The organism is Roseomonas elaeocarpi, assembly GCF_042433915.1.
Classification (GTDB): domain Bacteria; phylum Pseudomonadota; class Alphaproteobacteria; order Acetobacterales; family Acetobacteraceae; genus Roseomonas; species Roseomonas elaeocarpi.
In genome coordinates this window covers 253,819-268,917 of the sequence record NZ_JBHLUN010000008.1, presented here as the reverse complement: position 1 = coordinate 268,917, position 15,099 = coordinate 253,819, and the positions used below count along the sequence as shown (strand labels likewise).

The 15,099-nt window shown below is 71.4% G+C and carries 16 protein-coding genes; 12 read left to right on the top strand and 4 right to left on the bottom strand.

Annotated elements, in window-relative coordinates; genetic code table 11:
* The first annotated feature begins 62 nt into the window (after positions 1-62).
* From ACFFGY_RS12705 to ACFFGY_RS12680, 6 genes are all read left to right on the top strand, one after another.
* Positions 63-812, top strand: a complete 750-nt coding sequence (locus ACFFGY_RS12705; protein ID WP_377044865.1) for a TorF family putative porin — start codon at positions 63-65, stop codon at positions 810-812.
* A gap of 286 nt (positions 813-1,098) precedes the next feature.
* Positions 1,099-1,521 carry a hypothetical protein gene (locus ACFFGY_RS12700; protein ID WP_377044864.1) on the top strand — a complete coding sequence of 141 codons (423 nt, stop codon included), beginning with the start codon at positions 1,099-1,101 and terminating at the stop codon, positions 1,519-1,521.
* Between the two features lie 18 nt (positions 1,522-1,539).
* A complete protein-coding gene (gene dapA, locus ACFFGY_RS12695) occupies positions 1,540-2,472 on the top strand; it encodes a 4-hydroxy-tetrahydrodipicolinate synthase (protein ID WP_377044863.1) in 933 nt (310 codons plus the stop codon).
* 348 nt (positions 2,473-2,820) lie between these two features.
* Positions 2,821-3,837: a Gfo/Idh/MocA family protein gene (locus ACFFGY_RS12690; protein WP_377044862.1), complete on the top strand. Its 1,017-nt coding sequence runs from the start codon at positions 2,821-2,823 to the stop codon at positions 3,835-3,837.
* A complete protein-coding gene (locus ACFFGY_RS12685) occupies positions 3,834-4,856 on the top strand; it encodes a Gfo/Idh/MocA family protein (protein ID WP_377044861.1) in 1,023 nt (340 codons plus the stop codon). The genes ACFFGY_RS12690 and ACFFGY_RS12685 overlap by 4 nt, the downstream gene beginning before the upstream one ends.
* A gap of 81 nt (positions 4,857-4,937) precedes the next feature.
* Positions 4,938-5,756, top strand: coding sequence for a shikimate 5-dehydrogenase (locus ACFFGY_RS12680; protein ID WP_377044860.1), 819 nt, complete (start codon positions 4,938-4,940; stop codon positions 5,754-5,756).
* Positions 5,757-5,762: 6 nt separating this feature from the next.
* On the opposite strand, the gene ACFFGY_RS12675 is transcribed toward ACFFGY_RS12680, so the two are convergent.
* A complete protein-coding gene (locus ACFFGY_RS12675) occupies positions 5,763-6,776 on the bottom strand; it encodes a dipeptidase (RefSeq protein ID WP_377045047.1) in 1,014 nt (337 codons plus the stop codon).
* A 29-nt stretch (positions 6,777-6,805) separates the two neighbouring features.
* Positions 6,806-7,909 carry a serine hydrolase domain-containing protein gene (locus ACFFGY_RS12670; protein WP_377044859.1) on the bottom strand — a complete coding sequence of 368 codons (1,104 nt, stop codon included), beginning with the start codon at positions 7,907-7,909 and terminating at the stop codon, positions 6,806-6,808.
* Between the two features lie 319 nt (positions 7,910-8,228).
* Between ACFFGY_RS12670 and ACFFGY_RS12665 the strand changes: the two genes are divergently transcribed.
* The 5 genes from ACFFGY_RS12665 to ACFFGY_RS12645 all read left to right on the top strand — a co-directional run bounded on the left by ACFFGY_RS12665 (position 8,229) and on the right by ACFFGY_RS12645 (position 13,064).
* Positions 8,229-9,869: an EAL domain-containing protein gene (locus ACFFGY_RS12665; RefSeq protein WP_377044858.1), complete on the top strand. Its 1,641-nt coding sequence runs from the start codon at positions 8,229-8,231 to the stop codon at positions 9,867-9,869.
* A gap of 68 nt (positions 9,870-9,937) precedes the next feature.
* Positions 9,938-10,501 (top strand): peptide-methionine (S)-S-oxide reductase MsrA, encoded by a 564-nt coding sequence (gene msrA / locus ACFFGY_RS12660; RefSeq protein WP_377044857.1) that lies wholly within the window; start codon positions 9,938-9,940, stop codon positions 10,499-10,501.
* Positions 10,498-10,911, top strand: coding sequence for a peptide-methionine (R)-S-oxide reductase MsrB (gene msrB, locus ACFFGY_RS12655; protein WP_377044856.1), 414 nt, complete (start codon positions 10,498-10,500; stop codon positions 10,909-10,911). Before msrA ends, msrB begins: the two co-directional genes overlap by 4 nt.
* A 167-nt stretch (positions 10,912-11,078) precedes the next feature.
* Complete coding sequence (locus ACFFGY_RS12650) at positions 11,079-11,984, top strand: transglutaminase family protein (protein WP_377044855.1); 906 nt, start codon at positions 11,079-11,081, stop codon at positions 11,982-11,984.
* Positions 11,985-12,230: 246 nt separating this feature from the next.
* Positions 12,231-13,064, top strand: a complete 834-nt coding sequence (locus ACFFGY_RS12645; protein WP_377044854.1) for a transglutaminase-like domain-containing protein — start codon at positions 12,231-12,233, stop codon at positions 13,062-13,064.
* Positions 13,065-13,106: 42 nt separating this feature from the next.
* Here ACFFGY_RS12645 and ACFFGY_RS12640 read toward each other — a convergent pair whose 3' ends face one another.
* Positions 13,107-13,253, bottom strand: coding sequence for a hypothetical protein (locus tag ACFFGY_RS12640; protein ID WP_377044853.1), 147 nt, complete (start codon positions 13,251-13,253; stop codon positions 13,107-13,109).
* A 406-nt stretch (positions 13,254-13,659) separates the two neighbouring features.
* Between ACFFGY_RS12640 and ACFFGY_RS12635 the strand changes: the two genes are divergently transcribed.
* Entirely contained in the window at positions 13,660-14,409 is a 750-nt protein-coding gene (locus ACFFGY_RS12635) for a GntR family transcriptional regulator (protein ID WP_377044852.1), read from the top strand.
* A gap of 12 nt (positions 14,410-14,421) precedes the next feature.
* Here the strand turns inward: ACFFGY_RS12635 and ACFFGY_RS12630 are convergent, their stop codons facing one another.
* Positions 14,422-14,979 (bottom strand): VUT family protein, encoded by a 558-nt coding sequence (locus ACFFGY_RS12630; RefSeq protein WP_377044851.1) that lies wholly within the window; start codon positions 14,977-14,979, stop codon positions 14,422-14,424.
* Between the last annotated feature and the right edge of the window lie 120 nt (positions 14,980-15,099).

The following is a 15,099-nucleotide window of genomic DNA, read 5'->3' as shown; positions in this document are numbered from 1 at the left end:
ACCCATTCGCCCGACCGGCGGCCACGCCGGCGCGGCGTCCTGTTCCGAATGAAAGCAAGACCATGAAGATGTTTCTCGCGGCGGCCAGCCTGGCCGCCGCCGCGTCGCTCTGCGCGCAGGCGGCCAGCGCCCAGACCCGCGTCGATCCGCTCGACCTGTCGGTCACGCTGACCCCGACGCTGGCCACGGACTACCTGTTCCGCGGGATCAGCCAGACACGCAATCGCCCGGCCGCGCAGCTGACCTTCGAGGCGCTGCACGACAGCGGCTTCTACGTCGGCGCCTTTCTCAGCAACGTCGCCTTCGCCGGTACCAACGCGCGGCAGGAAGTCGACGCGCTGGCGGGCTACCGGTTCCAGATGCTCGACATCAACTGGGATGTTGGCGCGATCTACTACAGCTATCCCGGTTCGCGGCGCCTCGCGCCGGGGGCCTACAACATCGACTACATCGAGGGTGCGGTGAAGGCGAGCCGCGCGGTCGGGCCTGCCACCCTGTCGGCGGCGGTGAACCTGTCACCGAACTATTTCGGGCAGTCGGGCACCGGCGTTTACCTGGAAGGCGGCGTCGACCTCGCGCTGCCGCTCGGCTTCACGGCCTCGGGGCGGCTCGGCTACCAGTGGATCGAGCATGAGCCGCGCTTCGGCACGCCGGACTACCTCTGGTATTCCGTGGGCGCCGCGCACGACATTCCCGGCGGCGTCACGCTGGCGGTGGGCTACTACGGCACCGACATCCACCAGCGCGACTGCGGCGGCGGGCAGAAGATCTGCGACGAGCGCGTGCTGTTCACCGTCAGCCGGAAGTTCTGAGCGGGATGGGGTTTGCGCGGCCGGCGGGGCGGATCCCGCCGGTTGCGGCAGGATGGCCGGTACTTCTTCCGGAATGTTTTTTTTAGCGCCGCTTTGCGGGCCCGGCGACACAACGCCATCGAGGTTTTACGCCCCGCCGTTCCACTGTCCTGGCATGGAACACACGGCGTCACAGGCGCTTCAGCCTTCCTCCCACCCCGACGCGGATGACCGCCCGCCCTCTGCGGGTCCGTCCGACCGTCTCCTCCTGCTTCGGCGTTCGGCCCGGCTGCAGACCCTGCTGCACGTGACCGCCAACCCCGGCGACGACCTCCTGGACGCTACCGGGGCCGGGCCGCAGGATCGCGTTCTGATCGTCGGAGGCTCCGGCGCCGACCTCCTCTGCGCCAGCGTCCGGCGCGGCTGCCGATCGGCGGTCGGCATGGCCCGTCCCTCGACCCATCCGGAACCCGCCGACGTCGTGCTGGCGCCGGACGTCCGGACTGCGGAGGACGCCTCATCTGTCGCCGCGAGCGCCCGCCGCGCGCTGATCGCCGGCCGGCAGGGCGGGCGGCTGGCGCTGCGCCTCCTCGCTGGCGGTGCGCCGCTCGTGGGCGAGGTGGTCCGGCGCCTGCAGCAGCAGGGCTTCGCCGGCATCCGGGCCACCATGTCCTCCGGCCGCGGGCTGGTCCTGACCTGCCGTCTCGGCCGCCGTCCCGTGGTGGGCTGAGCGGGAAGGGAACTGGCCATGACACGGCAGAACTTCACGATCCAGGGTGTGATCCCGGCCCTGGTGACACCCTTCGGAAGCGACGACGAGGTCGACGAAGCCGCCCTGTACCGGCTCGCCACGCGGGCCGTGCGGCGCGGCGTGGCCGGGCTGGTGGTGTGCGGCAGCACCGGCGAGGCGGCGGCGATGAGCGCCGAGGAACAGGCGCGCGCCATCGACACCGTGGTGCAGGCGGCAGGCGGCCGCGTGCCGGTGATCGCGGGGATCGGCGCGCCCTGCACGCGTGGCGCTGCGGTTCTCGCGCGCTCGGCGGAACGCTGCGGCGCCGCGGCGCTGCTGGTGGCGTCGCCGCCCTATGTCCGGCCCGGGCAGGACGGCGTGCAGGCCCACCTGCGCGCCGTGGCGGCCAGCAGCGGGCTGCCGCTGATCCTCTACGACGTGCCCTCGCGCGTGGGGGTCGGCATTGCCGACGAGACGGTGGCGCGGCTGCGGTCGGACGGCGTGATCGCCGCCTTCAAGGATGCCAGCGGCGACCTGGCGCGCGTGCCGCGTCTTCGCGCCCTCTGTGGCGGGGATTTCCCGCAGCTGTCGGGCGACGACGCCACCGCGCTGGCGCACCTGGCGATGGGCGGTGTCGGCTGCATCTCGGTGACGGCGAACCTCGTTCCCGAGCTGCTGGTGGCGCAGCACGAAGCCTGGACGCGCGGCGAGTTCCGCGCGGCCGCGGCGCTGCGCGACAGGCTCGCGCCGCTGCACGACGCGCTGTTCGCGGAAAGCAACCCGGTGCCGGTCAAGGCGGCGCTGGCGCTGCTTGGCCTGTGCGACGCCACGCCGCGCCTGCCGCTGACCCGCGCATCCCGCGCGACGGAGGGGCGGCTGGCGGCTCTGCTGCGCGACAACTTCCCCGAAGTAGAGGAGGTGCGGGCGACGCGGCCCAGCCTCGTGGCCTGAGGCGCGGGGGAGGGGAGCCCGAAGGGGGAAGGGCTTCGGGCGCCAACGGCCAAATCTCCCTGGCCGCCCGCCGCGCGGCGACGGTGCGGCCAGGGAGATTTGGCCGTCTTCGCGCCTGATCGCGGTTGCGGTGGCGGGCGGCGCGGGCGAGCATGGCGGCAAGCGGGGCAAACCCGCGCGCCGTTCCGTGACCCGTGCATCGGCAGGGCGGAAGGGCGCGGCACAGGAGCGGAGGAGTTCGGCGATGCGGCACCAGGCAGCACGGCGCGGGCAAGTGCCCGAAGGAACCCAGGCCCCGGAGACCTGTCCGGCAGCCGGGTGCCCCGTTCGGCCGGCGGGTTCCGCGCGATGATCCGCTTCGCCGCGATCGGCCTCGACCACCGCCACATCTACCACATGGTCGGCGAGCTGCTGGCCGCCGGCGCCACCTGCGTCGGCTACTGCCCCGAAACCTCCGACCCGCGCGTGCTGAAGGGCTTTCAGGAGCGCTTCCCGGAGATCCCGGAGGTCGAACGGCAGCGGCTGCTCGATGATCCCACGGTGGACGCCGTGTGCTGCGCTGCCATTCCGCGCGACCGCGCTTCCATCGCGATCCAGGCGATGCGCGCCGGCAAGGACGTGATGTGCGACAAGCCCGGCATCACCAGCTTCGACGACCTCGCCCGCGTGCGGCAGGTCGTGGCGGAAACCGGGCGCATCTTCTCGATCTGCTTCTCGGAGCGCTTCGTGGTGCCTTCCACCGTGGTGGCGGCGAAGCTGGTGGCCGACGGTGCCATCGGCAAGGTCGTGTACACCACCGGCCTCGGGCCGCACCGCTTCAACCGGGCGATCCGGCCGGACTGGTTCTTCGACCCGGCGTATTTCGGCGGCATCCTGACCGACATCGCCTCGCACCAGATCGACCAGTTCCTCTTCTTCACGGGCTCCGCCGACGCGCGCGTGGTGTCGAGCAGCGTCGGCAACGTCGGCACGCCCGACCTGCCGCGCTTCGAGGACCTGGGCGACATCGTGCTCGAGAGCGACCACGCCCGCGGCACCATCCGCGTGGACTGGTTCACCGCCGATGGGCTGCCGACCTGGGGCGACGGGCGGCTGTTCCTGCTGGGCACCGAGGGCACGATCGAGCTGCGCAAATACGTGGACCTCGACGGCCGCCCGGGCACCGACCACCTGTTCTTGGTGGACCGCCACGGCACGCGCCACCTCGATGCCAGCGGCGAGCCGCTGACCTACTTTCGCGACTTCGCCCGCGACGTGGCGGAGCGCACTGCCACGGCGATGCCGCAGGAACACGTCTTCACCGTCACGCGCCTCGCGCTGGAAGCCCAGGCGGGCGCCACGCGCATCGGTGGGGTGACATCGTGAGCGGCACCGGACGGCGGCTGGGTGTCGGCATCATCGGCCTGGGCCCGGCCGCGCAGCCGCATGCCCGGGCGCTGCTGGACCTCCAGGATCAGGCGGAGGTGATCTGGGCCGCCAGCCGTACCGAGGAGCGCGCCCGGCGCTTCGCCGAGGACTTCCCTTTCCCGGTGATCACCGACCTCGACGAGGTGATCAACGATCCGCGCATCGACGCCGTGCTGGTGCTGACCCCGCCCGCCGCGCATGCCGAGGTGGCGGGCCGCTGCCTCGCCGCCGGCAAGCACGTGCTGGTGGAAAAGCCGCTGGAGCTGACCGCCGCGCGGGGCGAGCAGCTGGTCACGGCGGCGCGCGAGGCCGGGCGGCAGCTCGGCGTCATGCTCCAGCACCGCTTCCGCCCTGGCAGCCTCCGGTTGCGGGAGCTGCTGCGCGACGACGCGCTGGGCGAGGTCGAGGCCGCCTGGGTCACCGTGCCCTGGTGGCGCCCGCAGAGCTACTACGACGAGCCTGGCCGCGGCACGATGGCGCGCGACGGCGGCGGCGTGCTGCTGACCCAGGCAGTGCACACGGTGGACCTGTTCCGCTCCCTGCTGGGTGTCAGCGAGGTGGTGGCGGCGGAGGTCCGCACCACCGGGCTGCACGACATGGAAACCGAGGACTACGTCTCGGCCCTGCTGCGCCTGGGCAACGGCGCGCCGGCGACGCTGAGCGCCACCACCGCTTTTCCGCCCGGCCGACCGGAGCGGATCGAGATCATGGGCCGTCGCGGCAGCGCCAGCCTCGTGGGCGGCACGCTGGAGGTCCGCTACGTCGACGGCACCGGCGAGGTTCTGGCGGCGGAAGGCCCCACTGGCAGCGGCGCCAACATCATGGACTTCCCGCACGACGCCCATCGCGCGGTAATCGCCGATTTCCTCGCGGCCTGCCGCGAGGATCGGCCGCCCGCGATCTCGGGCGAGGATGCGCTGGCGACGCAGCGGCTGATCGAGCTGATCCTCCTGCGCGGCCTCGACCCGACCGCCTGACACCGCCGGGGCGCCTTGCCTGGACGGCGCCCCGCCACGCCGGCAAGACGACACCGGACGCAGCGATCGGAGGAGAGGGCCATGACCCGTCGCATCAGCAAGGACACGGTGCTGTGCATGTCGCTCTCGGGGCGGCCCGGGAATTTCGGCACGCGCTTCCAGAACCACCTTTACGAGGCGCTGGAGCTCGACTTCATCTACAAGGCCTTCACCACGCGCGACCTGCCCGCGGCGATCGGCGGCGTCCGCGCGCTGAGCATCCGCGGCTGCGCGGTGTCGATGCCGTTCAAGGAAGCCTGCATCCCGCTGCTCGACGGCCTCGCGCCCTCGGCCGAGGCGATCCAGTCGGTCAACACGGTCGTCAACACCGACGGCGTGCTGATCGGGCACAACACCGATTACGGCGCCGTGCGGGAGCTGCTGCAACGGCACGGCGTGTCCCCTGACACGCCCTTTGCGGCGCGGGGCAGTGGCGGCATGGGCAAGGCGGTGGTCTCGGCGCTGCGCGACGCGGGCTTCCGCGACGGCATCGTGGTGGCGCGCAACGAGCGCACCGGCCGCGCCCTGGCGGAGGTCTGCGGCTATCGCTGGCAGCCGGAGCTCGGCGAGGCGCGGCCGGCGATGCTGGTGAACATCACGCCCGTCGGCATGGCGGGCGGCCGGGAGGCGGAGGAGCTGGCCTTTCCGGCGGAGGCGATCGAGGCGTCGCGGGTCTGCTTCGACGTGGTGGCGCTGCCGGTGGAAACGCCCTTGATCCGCGCCGCGCGGGCCGCGGGGAAAACCGTGATCACCGGTGGAGAAGTCGTCGTGCTGCAGGCGGTGCAGCAGTTCATCCTCTACACCGGCGTCACGCCCGACGCCGGGCGGATCGCCGAAGCGGCCGCTGCGGCGCTGGGCTGATCCGGTTCACCCGGCCACCGCTTCCGCGGCGCGCCAGACGCGCAGGAAGTTGCCGCTCCAGAGCAGTTCCAGCGCCCCGCGGTCATAGCCGCGCCTGGCGAGTTCCGCCGTGAGGCCGGCGGTCTCGGCGGCGTTGCGCCAGCCCTCCACGCCGCCGCCGCCGTCGAAGTCGCTCGACAGCCCGACATGCTCGATGCCGATGCGCTTCACCGCGTGGTCCACGTGGTCCGCCATGTCGGCCACGCTGGCGCGGAAGCGCCCGTCCTCGCCCGGGGCGCGCAGGAAGGCCGGGACCGCGGTGACCTGGAGCATGCCGCCCACGTCGCGCAGTACGTCGAGCTGCTCGTCGTCGACGTTGCGCGGATGCGCGCGCAGCGCGGCGCAGCAGGCATGCGTCGCCAGCACCGGGGAGCGCGAGATCTCCGCCGCCTGGAAGAAGGCCGTGCGCGCGATGTGCGAGGTGTCCACCATCAGCCCGACGCGGTTCATCTCACGGATGGCGTCGCGGCCCAGCGCGCTGAGGCCGCCGTGCAGGCTTTCGCCGTCGCCGAGGTCGGGGCGGGGGCGCGCGGCGTCGCTCAGGTCGTTGTGCCCGTCATGCGTCACCGTGACGTAGCAGGCGCCGAGGTCGCGCCACAGCTTCAACCGCCCGAGGTCGTGGCCCATGGCGTTGCCGTTCTCCACCGCCAGCAGCACGGCGCTCGCATTGTCGCGGTGGGCCTGCGCGAGTTCGTCGGCGGTGGTGACCAGGCGTTGGCCGTCGCCGGCGGTGGCGCGGATGGCGCGCAGCATCGCCTCCGCCCGCTCTCCTGCCGCGGCATGGCCTTCCGGCGTGCGCGGTCCCTGCGGGGTATAGGCGATGAAGACCACCGCCTTCAGCCCGCCCGCCGCCATCTTCGGAAAGTCCACCTGCCGCGGCGTTTCCCCACGCGGGTCGGGCGTATCGGGCCAGGGGATGTCGACATGGGTGTCGAGGGTCGGAAGGGCCGCGTGCAGGGCGGCGAGGTCTTGGTCGGTCATGCTCATCGTCGGTGTTTCGTGATCGGGTATCAGATGCGGCGCGCGGCGGCGATTCGGGCGATGGTCTCGGGCAGGGCGGCGGGATCGAGCCAGCGGAACACCGCCACGATCCGGCTGGCGGGCTCGATCCAGATGACGTTGCCGCCGGCACCCTGGGCGAAGAGGCTTTCGCGGTCGGCCTCGGGGAAGCGGCCCGAGCGGTTGAGCCACCACAGCAGCCCGTAATCCTCGTGCAGCGGCGTCGGCGCGCCGCTGAGCGCCACCCAGCCCGGCGGCAGGATGCGCTGTCCGTTCCAGAGGCCGCCCGACAGCATCAGCAGACCGATGCGCGCCTGATCCTCGGCATGGGTGCGCATGCCGCCGCCCCAGTGCGTGCCGCCGGGGACCGAGAGCGTCGTACGGCCGTCGGGCAGCGCGACGGCGGCGGTGCGGTAGCCGTCCCAGCTCCAGTTCTCGCTGCCGCCGATCGGGCGCTGGACGCGCTCCGCCCAGACCTCCGGCAGCGGCCGGCGGAAGCGGTGCAGCAGCGCCAGCGACAGGGCGTTCACGCGCACGTCGTTGTATTCCCAGTGGGTGCCGGGCGTGGCCAGCGGCCGCTCCCAGCCCTTGGGCACCGCGTCCTCGCGCTGGAGGTTGCGGCCGCGGTCCAGCACGTCGGACTTGCCGTGCAGCGTGCCTTCCCACTCGCTGGTCTGCGTCAGCAGCATCCGCCAGGTCACCGCGCCGTTGCGCGCGCCGGCGAAGGCGGCGTCGGACACCGAGTGCGACACCGGCGCGTCGAGGTCGGGGATCAGCCCGTCGAGCACGGCGATGCCGGCCAGGATCGACAGGCAGGACTTGGCGACGCTGAAGGTCCGGTCCGCCTGTTGCGTGTCGCCCCAGCGCGCGGCGACGCGGCCGTGGCGCAGGATCAGCCCGTTGGGCGCGCCGCGCGGCTCCACCGGACCCAGGATCTCGTTGCCGGGTGGCGGCTCGAAATGGCCGCTCTGCAGGAAGCCCGGCAGGTCGCGCGGAAAGGGCGATTCCTGCGTCGGGGCCCAGCGGGCGAGTTCCGCGAGGCGGGTGGGATCGAAGCCCAGCGCCTCGGCGGGCGCTTCGGGAAGGGGTGCGGGATCGTGCGGCGGGAAGATCATCGCCCGGCAGGTTGGGTCCGAACGCCGCCGGTGGAAACCCCGCCCCGGAAACCGCGCACCGGAAAACCCTGCTCCGGAAATCCCGTCCAGGGAGACCTCGGCGCGCGGGGACGGGATTCGCGGCGGCGATGGTCAGACTTCGTCAACCCTCCTGCGGTTCTATGGCGGCTGCAGGGGCTTCGGGAGGCCACGACGCGGCCTCGTCAAGTCCCGGTCAGGCGTCCCGGGAACCGGCTGGAGTGCAGATTTTGGTGGATCGGGTTCAGGGTTGCGGATGCCGGGGGAGGTTGGGGACGGGCGCGATCATGGGCGGAAAACAGTGACCGAGGGCGCAGCCGGAGTCGCGGTGCCGCCGGGCCCCGTTGGTCTTTCCGCGCCGTCACCCGACGCGCAGGCGGGGCGGATGCGGGAACGCTACGTCACCTTCGCGCTGGCCGCGGCGGACCTGCTGATCGAGGCCGACGCGCAGGGCCTGATCACCTACGCCGCGGGAACCTTCGAGGCGCGGCTGGGCACCGATGCGCTGAGCTGGATCGGGCGCCCGGTTCTCGATCTCGTGGTCCTGCCCGACCGCGACCGGATCACCGCCGTCCTTCGCCAGCTGCGGGAACATCAGCGCGTGCTGCCGCAGGGTGTGCGGCTCGCCACGGCGGATCAGCGGCCGATGTCGCTGACCGGGCTGCCCCTGCCGCAGGGCGATGGTGAGCTGCGGTTCTGCCTCTGCCTCGCCTCGATGGCCACGGCGCCGCCGCCCATCAAGCCGATCCCCGACAAGCTGAGCTTCGCGCAGCAGGCCGAGATGCGCCTGAAGGAAGGCGCGGGGCCGAACTCGCTCAGCCTCTTCGAAGTGACCGGGCCGGACGGTCTCGTGGCCCCGCGGTCGGACATCGTGTCCCAGATCGGCGCCGCGCTGACGGAGGGAGGACAGGACGGGAGGATCGCGGGGGAACTCGCCAACGGCCGCTACGGACTGGTGCAGGGCACGCAGGCGGCGGACCTGACCGACCTCGCGGCGCGCATCCAGTCGGTGCTGTCGAAAGGCGGCATGCAGGCCACCGTGGCGGCCCACACGATGTCGCTGGCCGATACCGGGCTGACCACGGTGCAGGCCACGCGGGCGCTGCGCTACGCCCTGGCCGCCTTCGCGCGCGGCGGCGAGGACAGCATCCTCGAGGAAGGCTTCGCCGGCGGCCTGCCGGGCTTCGTGGCCTCCGCCACCAGCCGGGCCGAGGCGATGCGGCGCATCCTGGCCGAGCGTCGCTTCCGCCTGGCCTTCCAGCCGATCGTGGGGCTGCGGGACCGGCGCGCCCATCACTACGAGGCCCTGCTGCGACCCATCCCCGCGCCGGGCTTCCCGCTGGAACAAACGCAGGATTTCGTCACCTTCGCCGAGGCCGTGGGGCTGGTGGAGGAACTGGACTGGGCCGTACTGGAAGCGGTGGCCCAGGCCGCGTCCCGCACGCGCAACGTCCGCATCGCTTGCAACCTGTCCGGACATTCCATGGCGAGCGTGAACTTCCGTGAGCGCTTCATGCGCATGCTGGAAAGCGTTCCGGGCCTGGCCACGCGGCTGATGGTGGAGGTCACCGAAACCGCCGAGATCAACGACGAGGAAGCGGCGGTCACCATGGTCCGGATGCTGCGCAACCGGAAGGTGCAGGTCTGCCTGGACGATTTCGGCGCGGGGTCGGCGGCGTTCCGCTACCTCAGGCTGTTGAACATCGACTTCGTCAAGCTCGACGGCCTTTACGTTCGCGGCGCGCTGAACAACGAGCGGGACCGCAGCTTCATCAGCTCGATCGTGGAACTCTCCGCCAGCCTCGGCGCCGCGGTGGTGGCGGAGCGGATCGAGACGGAAGCGGAAGCCCAGGTGATCCGGGAGCTCGGCGTCCAGTTCGGGCAGGGCTACCTGTTCGGCCGGCCCGGCGCCCTGCCGGATGCCGCGCGCTGGAGCGACTGAGGACGCGGCGGCACGGGGCGCGCGGGTCGGGTGTTGGCGGAAGGTCGCCGCCACCCCACATCCCCCGCATGAGCGAAACCCAATCCCGATCCACGGAGAAGGCCATCCTGGGTGGTGGCTGCTTCTGGTGCCTTGATGCCGTGTACCGCAACCTCCAGGGCGTGTCGGCCGTGGTGTCCGGCTATGCCGGGGGCACCGTGCCGAACCCGACCTACGAGCAGGTCTGCGGCAAGCGCACCGGCCATGTCGAGGTCGTCGAGGTCAGTTTCGACCCGGCGGTGATCTCCTATGCCGACCTCCTGCGCGTCTTCTTCACCATCCACGACCCCACCACCCGCGACCGCCAGGGCGCCGATGTGGGGCCGCAGTACCGCTCGGTGATCTTCTTCACGAGCCCCGAGCAGGAGCGTACGGCGCGCGAGGTGATGGCCGAGGTTGAGCGCGAGCAGCTCTACGCCGCGCCGATCGTGACCGACCTGCTGCCGGCGCCGCAGTTCTGGCCGGGCGAGGCGGAGCACCAGGACTACTTCGCCCGCACACCCTGGTCCGGCTACTGCCGCGCGGTGATCGCGCCCAAGGTCGCCAAGTTCCGCAAAAGCTTCGCCCACCGCCTGAAGGAGCATGCCGCATGAGCGAGGAAAAACTGAGCGACGCGCAGGCCCGCAGCGAGGAGGAGTGGCGCCACTGCCTCCTGCCGCAGTCCTACCGCGTGCTGCGCGAGCACGGGACGGAGCGGCCCGGCTCCTCGCCCCTCAATGGTGAGAAGCGCGCCGGCACCTACCATTGCGCCGGCTGCGACACTCCGCTGTTCGACAGCGTGACCAAGTTCGAGAGCGGCACCGGCTGGCCGTCCTTCTTCCGCCCGGTCGAGGGCGGCGTGGCGACCACCACCGACCGCACGCACGGGATGGTCCGCACCGAGGTGCATTGCAGCCACTGCCAGGGGCATCTCGGCCACGTCTTTCCCGATGGCCCGCCGCCGACGGGTCTGCGCTACTGCATGAACGGCGTGGCGCTCCGCTTCGAGCCGGCCGAGGGCTGAGGCCCGACGCCGCCGCGAGATACCGTGATCAGCGGCCGGACCGGGAATAAGCGGTCCGGCCGTTTTCCTTCTCGCGCTTTCCTTCCCGCCACGCTGAAACTTTCCGCAGGCCTCGCCGCTTCAAGGCGAACTGCGCGCCCGTTCCGGCGTCGATTCAGAACGGGCCCATGCCGATCCTCAACGTCCGCCACGTCACGACCTATCGCTACCGGCAGCCCGTGCGCTTCGGTGAGCACAGGATCATGTGCCGCCCGCGCGACAGCCACGACCAGCGGCTTCTCGCGGCGGATCTGGTGATCGATCCCGCGCCGAGCGAGCTGCTCTGGCGCTTCGATCCCTTCGGAAACGAGGTCGCCGTGGCGCGCTTCGAGGCGCGGGCGCGCGAGTTGCGCTTCGAGAACCACCTGCGCGTGGCGCTGCGGCCCGCGGGCCGCCCGGACGCCCGCATCGAGCCCGGCGCGCAGTTCTGGCCCTTCTCCTACGGCGCCGAGGAAATGCCCGACCTCGCCCGCTTCATCGAGCGTCAGTACCGTGACCCCGCGCACGCGGTGGACCGCTGGGTGCGGCGCCTGCTGCAGGATCACGCCGGGGGTGACACGGCGCTGATCCTGGCCGACATGGCCGCCCGGATCCGTCGGGACTTCGCCTATATCCAGCGCGACGAGCGCGGCGTGCAGGACCCGGCGGAAACGCTGCGCCTGGCTTCGGGCACCTGCCGGGATTTCGCCCTGCTGATGATGGAGGCCGTGCGGGCCCTGGGCATGGCCGCGCGCTTCGTGTCCGGCTACCTGCACAACCCCCGTGGCGGCGCCTCCGGGCAGCACCAGGGGGCAGGGGCCACCCATGCCTGGATGCAGGTTTACCTGCCGGGTTTCGGCTGGGCCGACTACGATCCGACCAATGCCATCGCCGACGGACGCGACCTGATCCGGGTGGCGACGGTGCGCGAACCGGCACAGGCCGTGCCGCTGGCCGGCTCCTATGCCGGCCTCCCGGGCGACAGCCTGGGCATGACGGTCGAGGTGCGAGTGGACGAGGAGCCGGAAACGCCCGAGGGCTTGCTGGTCCGGTAACCGCTTAAGGGTCCGCTGGCCGGTGATGGCACGCGGCCCGGCGAAATACCTGCGGCCTTGTGGCCCCACGAACTTACCCGGGTCCATGGCCCGATGAACCCCGCGGGCCTCTGGCCCGATGAACCCCGCGGGCCCGTCGCCCGATGAACCCCGCTGGCCTCTGGCCCGATGATTGCTCCGCAGCCACGGCTGCACGTCCTATCCACCGCCACGCGGCTCCAGGAGCCGAAGGAGATCTCCGACACCATGCTGATCCGCGCCGGATACGACATCGCCTTCGACTGCCAGCAGCCGACGCCGATGCTGCTGATGCTCAACATCGTGCCGGACCGCGAGCCCGACCTGCGCTCGCCGCAGGTGCTGAACTTCCAGTCATCGAACGGCGCGGCGGTGCGCAGCAGCACCTATCGCGACGGCTTCAACAACGTGGTGACGCGAGTCGTGGCCCCACCCGGCCGCTTCACGGTGTCGGCCGACTTCCTGGTGGAGGACAGCGGGTTGCCCGATCCGGTCGTGCTCGACGCCGAGCAGCACCGGGTGGAGGACCTGCCGGACGACGTCCTCGTGTTCCTGCTGGGCAGCCGGTATTGCGAGACCGACAAGCTGTCGGACCAGGCCTGGTCGCTGTTCGGCCACACCAAGCCGGGCTGGGAGCGTGTTCAGGCGATCTGCGACCACGTGAACGACCGGATCACCTTCGGCTACGAGCACGCGCGTTCCACCAAGACCGCCTTCGAGGCCAACGAGGAACGCAAGGGCGTGTGCCGGGACTTCACGCACCTGGCGGTCACCTATTGCCGCTGCATGAACATCCCGACCCGCTACGTGACCGGCTACCTGGGCGACATCGGCGTGCCGCCGGTGGACTACCCGATGGATTTCTCGGCCTGGTTCGAGGTCTTCCTGGGCGGCCGCTGGCACACCTTCGACGCGCGCCACAACACGCCGCGCATCGGCCGCATCCTGATGGCGCGCGGACGCGACGCTACGGACGTGGCGATCTCCACCGCCTTCGGCTCGGCCAGGCTCGCGAGCTTCGATGTCGTCACGGACGAGGTGAAGGACGCGGCCGCGAAGTAGCCGCGCCGGGAGGGCCGCCGGAAACGCGGCGCTGGGCCGTTCCTAGCGCGGTCCGCCGGCCTGCGTGCCGGAGCCGCAGCCGCAATCCGCCGACCCGGAGGCCGGCGGCGTCGCGTCGCGCCGCGGCGCTTCCTGGGCCGCGGCGGCCAGAGGTGCGAGCAGCAGCAGGAGCGCGAGGATGGGGCGCATGAGAACCTTCCGGCAGAACAGGAACTCGCAGCTTGCCCGGCAGCGGGGCTGCGCGTCTACGTGGGGAAGGTGGGAGAGAGGGAGTTATAGGGTGACGACGCCACGATGGATGCTCGAGCACTGACCCTTCAGGATCAGCACGATCCGCGCCGTGGCGCCGTCCCCTTATGTTTCCGTCCCTAAACTCGGCCCGTCACCGGTTACCGATAAAGGGGTTATACACCAACAATTGTCTTATACAAGACGCCTTGCCGACCGTTTCGCGGTCGTCCAGCCTAAACAGCATGCAGTGGATGCCGCATTGCTGCGTTGCAGCGACCCGAAAACGCGTGAACGGCCGGGCAGGCCCGAACAGACATGCTAGAAGACGCGCCTTAACGCCGCCTGAACCGAGCCTGGAGATCCAGTGAGCGACTTCGCCCGCCCCAATGACTCGTCGCGCCCCGATGCGCGTCCCTTGTATGCGCAGGTGGAGTCCATCCTGAACGGCCGGATCGCCGCCGGCGAATGGCCGCCCGGCTTCGCGCTGCCCTCCGAGCCGGAGCTGGCGCAGGAGCTCGGCGTATCGCACGGCACGGTTCGCAAGGCGCTGGACGCGCTGGAGCGACGCCACCTGATCGAGCGTCGCCAGGGCAAGGGCACCTTCGTCGCCCGCCAGACCAGCGAGCGCGCCCGGTTCCACTTCCTGCCGATCCGCGATCTCGAGGGTCACCAGACGGAGCCGACCGCGGTGGCCCTGTCGCTCGACACTGTACCGGCGGGGGAGGCGGCATCCCAGGTCCTGCAGCTCGCCGCGGGGGCCTCGACCTACCGGCTGCGCCGCCTGCGCTCCAAGGAAGGCACGCCGTTCATGCTCGACGAGACGACCATGCCGGCCGCGGTCTTCCCCGATTTCGAGGTGCCCCTGAACGGGCAGCTGACGGACGAGCTCTACGTCATGTACCAGCGGCGCTACGGCGTGACCGTGGTGCGGTCCGAAGAAGTGCTTCGCGCCGAAGGGGCCACGCCGGAGCTGGCCGGGATCCTCAAAATCGCGGAAGGCACGCCGCTGCTGGTGATGGAGCGCCGGACCTGGGACGCCGCGGGCCGCATCGTGGAATGGCGGAGCTCCTGGCTCGACACCACGCGGCACCGCTACGTCAATGTGATGGAGTAGGACGGCGCCGGCTCAGGCCGGCTGCAGTCCCCGGCGCTGGTCGCGCTGGCGCAGCCACGCCACCAGTGGCAGCGCGAGCAGCACCATCCAGGCCTTGCCCAGCACCTGTCCCGGCAGGAAGTCGAGCGAGCCGAAGGCCACCCACAGGAAGGCCAGGCTGTCCGCCACCAGCCCGGCCAGCCCCGACAGCAGCACCGCGACCACCAGGTTGCGCCGCTGCAGCGGCGTGTAGACGGCGAGGTCCAGCAGCTCTCCCAAGAGGAAGGCCAGGGCCGAGGCCAGCACCAGCGCCGGCGGCGCCAGCAGCGCCGACAGCGCGGCGCCGATCAGCACCGCCAGGAAGGCCGCGCGCAACCCGAGTCGCCGCTGCACCAGGTCGCGCAGCACCAGCCCGGCGCCGACCACCAGCACGCCGGACGGGGCCATCTGGCCGAAGCCCACCGGGATCACGCAGGGACCCTCGGTGGTGCAGACCGTGCCGACATGCCCGATCATCCAGTTCGCGACGGGGATCGTCAGGATGAACCCCAGGAGGAACAGGGCACCCTCCCGACGCTGCTCGCCCATCATCCTGTTCTCCTTGCTGGCGCGGCGGCGGGGCCGGCGCCCGCTGTTTCTGGCACGAAGCCCGTCGCCTGACCTCCCCTGGCCGTTGCGCGGCAGGTTTGATGCGGTGCTGTCGCGGCCGGG